We start from the raw sequence: 5048 nt of genomic DNA, 5'->3' as shown, positions 1-5048 counted from the left end.
CTAAGAAAGCAGCAAAGACTACAAAAAGAAAAACAAAGAAGACTGCTACAAAAGCAAAACGTAGGGTAAAAAAGGCTAAAAAATAGTCAAAATTTGGACATAGCCTAAAACTCTCTTTTTTCAAACCTATTTTTGTATTATATTGGAATGGAATTAAATTTCATCCAGCAGTTTTGGTCAAAATTTTAATGTAAACATGGTGTAATTCCTATATGGAATTAGAGAAAATCATTCCCTTAGTTCTTTATGATAATGAGTGTTACTTATGTACAAAATTTGCAAAAGCTATCAGTAAATTATCTCAGAATAAAATTTTGATTGTGGGGCACTATACAACAATTGGAGAAGAAATAAGGAAAGATATTCTGGATGCAAGTGCGTTAGATATGTTTTGGTTTATTGATGCTAAAATGGCATATGGTGGAAGAGCCGCAATATTTCCATTAATCAAGACAATAATTTTACCCGGTGCAAAGAAGTATTCATTTCAAAGTATTATGGAATCATGTGATGCAGAATGTAAAACAATCAAAGCAGTTTTTGTTAGATCAGCAAGCTTGTTTACAAATAGTAAAAAGATCAAAATCTAAATATTAACATCTTTTCTACAGAATTCATGAAGATCATTCAAGACACTACAAATCCGTTAAAGAAGCAAACTTCGGTTTTATGTGCATATGTAACAGAAAAAACAAATCAAGTATTTGGTCTTGAAGGAATAAATCCAAAAATCAAAAATGCCATAACAGAATCATTAAAAGAAATAGAAGGCAAGTTAGGGAAAATTTCAATAATTAATACATATGATTTAATTCCTGCAAAAAGAATTCTCCTAGTTGGGATAGGTACAAAAGAAAAAATTTCAAATGATACTTTTAGATTCGCTTCTGGAAAAATAGCTCAAAAAATCAAAGATATGAAAGTTAAAGACTTTGCAATTATAGTTCCACAAAAAACGCAACTAAAACAAACTTCAATAATTTCACAAATTATTGAAGGAGTAAGACTATCATTATTTTCATTTGATAAATATAAAAAAGAAAAAATTAATTTTTCTGCCAATCTTGCAATTATTGCGCCCAATTCAAAAGATATTACTAAAGTGATCAAAAGAGCACAAATAATTTCAGATGGGGTGATTTTTACAAAAGAAATTGCAAATCTTCCACCTAACGAATGTACCCCAATAACACTTGCTAATTTTGCTAAAGATTTAGCAAACAAGAACAAGATGAAATGCAGAATTTTTGACAAATCTCAACTAAAAAGAGGAGGGTTTGGTGGAATTACTGCTGTTGGTCAAGGAAGTAAAAATGAACCAAGATTAATCATCTTAGAACATAACAAAGGTGGAAATAAAAAACCAATTGTTATCGTTGGAAAGGCAGTCACCTTTGATACAGGTGGAATTTCATTGAAGCCAGGTGAAAAAATGGATGAGATGAAATTTGATAAGTGTGGTGGTTGTACAGTTCTAGGAATTATGAAAGCTGTTTCAGAGCTTCAATTACCAATCAATGTTGTAGGTATTGTTCCATCAGTAGAAAATATGCCAAGTGGAGAATCGTATAGACCAGGTGACATCATAAAACTTTACAGTGGAAAAACTGCTGAAATTTTAAACACAGATGCAGAGGGACGTTTGATTCTTGCAGATGCGCTCTCATATGGAGAAAAAATTTACAAGCCAAAGACAATCATTGATTTCGCTACGCTAACTGGGGCTTGCATAGTTGCATTAGGAACAAATGTTGCAGGCATGGTATCTAATAATGAAAATCTTGTAAAAGAAATGACATTAGCTTCAAATGAAACGTATGAAGAAGTATGGCATCTACCATTAAATGAAGACTATATGAGCATGATAAAATCAGATGTAGCTGACATGAAAAATGTTGGAATTGGAAGGGCAGCAGGAACGATCACTGCAGCTGCATTTTTACAAAATGCAGTTGAAAAAACTCCTTGGGTGCATTTTGATATTGCAGGAGTTGCTTGGACGCAAACAGGGACAAAAGAAAAACCATACAATCCAAAAGGCGCAACAGGATTTGGAGTCAGATTGATTTTAGAATATCTAAGAAAGAATACTCAGTAACCCCTACTGTTTCTATCAGGAGTACCAACATTTGGATTTCGCCAACCATGTTTTTCCATCATGTGATTTAGAAGGCGTATATCATTATCCGTATCTGCCCCACAAACGCTACATTTTGGCATAAATGAATCAGAACATTGCCGGTTTATAGTGCTATTGAATGAAAATGCCAGCACTGCTGCTTCCCAAGAGCTCTCGCATCTTAGTAACACAACAGCGACGTCAGGTTTGACTTCCAAGTTCGGAATGAGGTTGGGTCGCACCCTAACGCTATGGCCGGCTTGAATCATGCTTGGTCCAAGTTATCTATTAAGGTAACGACTTGAATCAAAGTAAACTCTTACAAAAGAGGTATAAATCTAAGAAAAATTAGAAAGCAGAATGACTCATCGCGTAGCCGTACTTGATAAGGAATTATGCCAGCCAAAAAAATGTGGTCTGGAATGCATAAAGTATTGTCCTGTGAATAAATCGGGAGCAGATTGCATCATACTAAATGAGGAAGAAAAAAAGGCTCAGATTGATGAAAATATTTGCAATGGGTGTGGTATTTGTGTTAAAGTATGTCCGTTTGATGCCATTACAATAGTAAACCTAGCATCAGAGTTAGCGACAGATAAAGTTCACCAATATGGAATGAACTCCTTTAGATTGTACAAACTTCCAACGCCAAAGAAAGGCGAAGTTGTAGGCTTGCTTGGCAGAAATGGTATGGGAAAAAGCACTGTTGTAAATATACTGTCAGGAAATTTAAAACCAAATCTTGGAAGATATGAAAATCCCCCAGAGTGGGATGAAGTTTTAAAATATTATAGTGGTACAGAGTTAAAATCTCATTTTGAAAAAATTAAGGAAAATAAAATCAGAGCATCCATAAAACCGCAACAAGTACAACAAATAGCTCAGGCATTTAATGGAACAGGAAGAGAATTACTTGCAAGATACGATGAGCGTGGAGTAGTAAATGATCTTATCAAAGATCTCGGATTAGAGAATGCAGTAGATCATGACATTAAAGAATTAAGCGGAGGTGAACTTCAGAGAATTGCAGTAGGAGTTGCAGCTGCCAAGGATGCAGAATTTTACTTTTTTGATGAACCGTCATCATACAACGACGTCTTTCAGAGAGCAGGAGTAGCAAGAGTCATTCATAGTTTAGCAAAAATTGGAAAAAGTGTAATGGTTGTTGAACATGATTTAACACTCTTAGATTATCTTAGTGACTATATTGAAGTTCTATATGGTGAGCCAGCAGCTTACGGTATCGTTTCAAGTGTGTTATCAACAAAAGTTGGAATAAACGTATTCTTAGATGGTTATCTTCCAACTGAAAATGTTCGATTTAGGGATAAAAAATTCTCTTTTGATGTATCGTCATCTAGTGATGAATTCTTAGATGCTGATGATGTCATTTCATATCCAAAGCTTGTAAAAAAATATCCCGCATTTGGAGTCACCGTAGAACCTGGAAGAGTGCGAAAGGGAGAAATTTTAGGAATAATGGGTGCAAATGCATTAGGAAAAACTACTTTCATGAAGATGATTGCAGGAGTAGAAAAACCAGATGATGGTGAAATTACTAAAAAAATTAAGATAGCATACAAGCCTCAATATCTTCAAAATGATATTGATGTTGAAGTGATATCAGTTTTAGATAAGGCAAATGGAGGTCAAATTGAAGGTAGTCAGGAAGAAGAACAAATTGTTGATCCTCTAAAAATCAAAAAACTCTACAATAAATCAGTTAGGAATCTTTCAGGTGGAGAGCTCCAAAAAGTTGCAGTAGCATCTTGTCTCCTGCAAAAAGTAGACCTTTATGCATTAGATGAACCATCTGCGTTCTTAGATGTAGAGGACAGAATAGCAGTTGCAAAGTTTCTTCAAAAATTTGTTCGCTCCTATGGCAAATCAGCGATTGTAATTGATCATGATCTACAGCTAATGGATTTAGTCTCAGACACCATGGTAATATTTGAAGGAGAGTCAGGAAAGGAGGGTCATGCAACTGAACCCATGTCAAAATCTAACGCCATGAATCGTTTCTTACGGTCATTAGATATCTCCTTTAGAAGAGATGAAACATCAATGAGACCTAGAGTTAACAAATCAGAGAGTAGATTAGATAAGCAACAAAAACAGACTGGTAATTTCTATTATAGAAAATGACCAAGATGCTAAAAAAAGCATTGGAAGGTCATTTGACTGAAGATGAAAGTAAGGAGCTCTTTTCAGCATTTGATCAGATAGGGGACATTATTGTCGTAAGAATTCCAGAATCGTTATTATCAAAAAAGAAGATTATCGGTCAAACTCTATTAAATGAAGTAAAGACAGCAAGATCGGTTTATTATCAGTCATCAGACGTCAAAGGAGACTTTCGTACAAGAGAATTAGAGTTACTAGTTGGGCTTGACGATACGCAAACAGAATACAAGGAATTTGGATGTAGATTTATTGTCGATGTAGAAAAAGCATTTTTTTCACCTAGATTATCTACAGAAAGAGAAAGAATTGCTAATTTAGTAACTGATGGAGAAACAGTAATCAATCTTTTTGCAGGAGTCGGAATGTTTTCAATATTAGCTGCAAAAAAGAAAAAATGTACAGTGTTTAGTATTGACATTAATCCTGTTGCATCAGAATTATGTGAAAAAAACATTACAATAAACAAACTAAAAGGTGCAGTAATCTCAATTAATGGAGATGCATCAAAAGTTGTTGAAAATAATCTTGAAGAAAAGGCAGATAGGACATTAATGTTGTTGCCAGAAAGATCAGATGAATTTTTAGATACAGCTATTTCTGTAACAAAAGATAGAGGTATTATTCATTATTATTCTCACATTCATAGTGAAACAAAAGCTGGAGCTTCAAAACTTTCAGAAGAGCATTTTCTTAAGGAGTGTCCATTAAAAGCAGACATACTAAATTCAAAAATTGTCAGAGCAGT

The 5048-nt window shown here is 34.1% G+C and carries 5 protein-coding genes and 1 rRNA gene; 4 read left to right on the top strand and 2 right to left on the bottom strand.

Annotated features, from left to right (window positions below; translation table 11 throughout):
* The first annotated feature begins 212 nt into the window (after nucleotides 1-212).
* Nucleotides 213-590: a hypothetical protein gene (locus C6988_RS01000; protein WP_182132702.1), complete on the top strand. Its 378-nt coding sequence runs from the start codon at nucleotides 213-215 to the stop codon at nucleotides 588-590.
* A gap of 26 nt (nucleotides 591-616) precedes the next feature.
* Complete coding sequence (locus C6988_RS00995) at nucleotides 617-2098, top strand: leucyl aminopeptidase (protein ID WP_182132700.1); 1482 nt, start codon at nucleotides 617-619, stop codon at nucleotides 2096-2098.
* On the opposite strand, the gene C6988_RS11135 is transcribed toward C6988_RS00995, so the two are convergent.
* Both C6988_RS11135 and rrf read right to left on the bottom strand, forming a co-directional pair.
* Entirely contained in the window at nucleotides 2092-2220 is a 129-nt protein-coding gene (locus tag C6988_RS11135) for a hypothetical protein (RefSeq protein ID WP_255464122.1), read from the bottom strand. The genes C6988_RS00995 and C6988_RS11135 overlap by 7 nt on opposite strands.
* Nucleotides 2221-2262: 42 nt before the next feature.
* Nucleotides 2263-2382, bottom strand: a 5S ribosomal RNA gene (gene rrf / locus C6988_RS00990).
* Between the two features lie 97 nt (nucleotides 2383-2479).
* Between rrf and C6988_RS00985 the strand changes: the two genes are divergently transcribed.
* Nucleotides 2480-4264, top strand: coding sequence for a ribosome biogenesis/translation initiation ATPase RLI (locus C6988_RS00985; protein WP_182132698.1), 1785 nt, complete (start codon nucleotides 2480-2482; stop codon nucleotides 4262-4264).
* Between the two features lie 5 nt (nucleotides 4265-4269).
* Nucleotides 4270-5048, top strand: a 779-nt coding sequence (locus C6988_RS00980) for a class I SAM-dependent methyltransferase (protein WP_182133257.1), incomplete at its 3' end; no start/stop codon positions are given.

Origin of the sequence: Nitrosopumilus sp. b1 (assembly GCF_014078545.1) — an archaeon.
Classification (GTDB): Archaea; Thermoproteota; Nitrososphaeria; order Nitrososphaerales; family Nitrosopumilaceae; genus PXYB01.
This window is presented reverse-complemented; position numbering and strand designations above follow the sequence as displayed.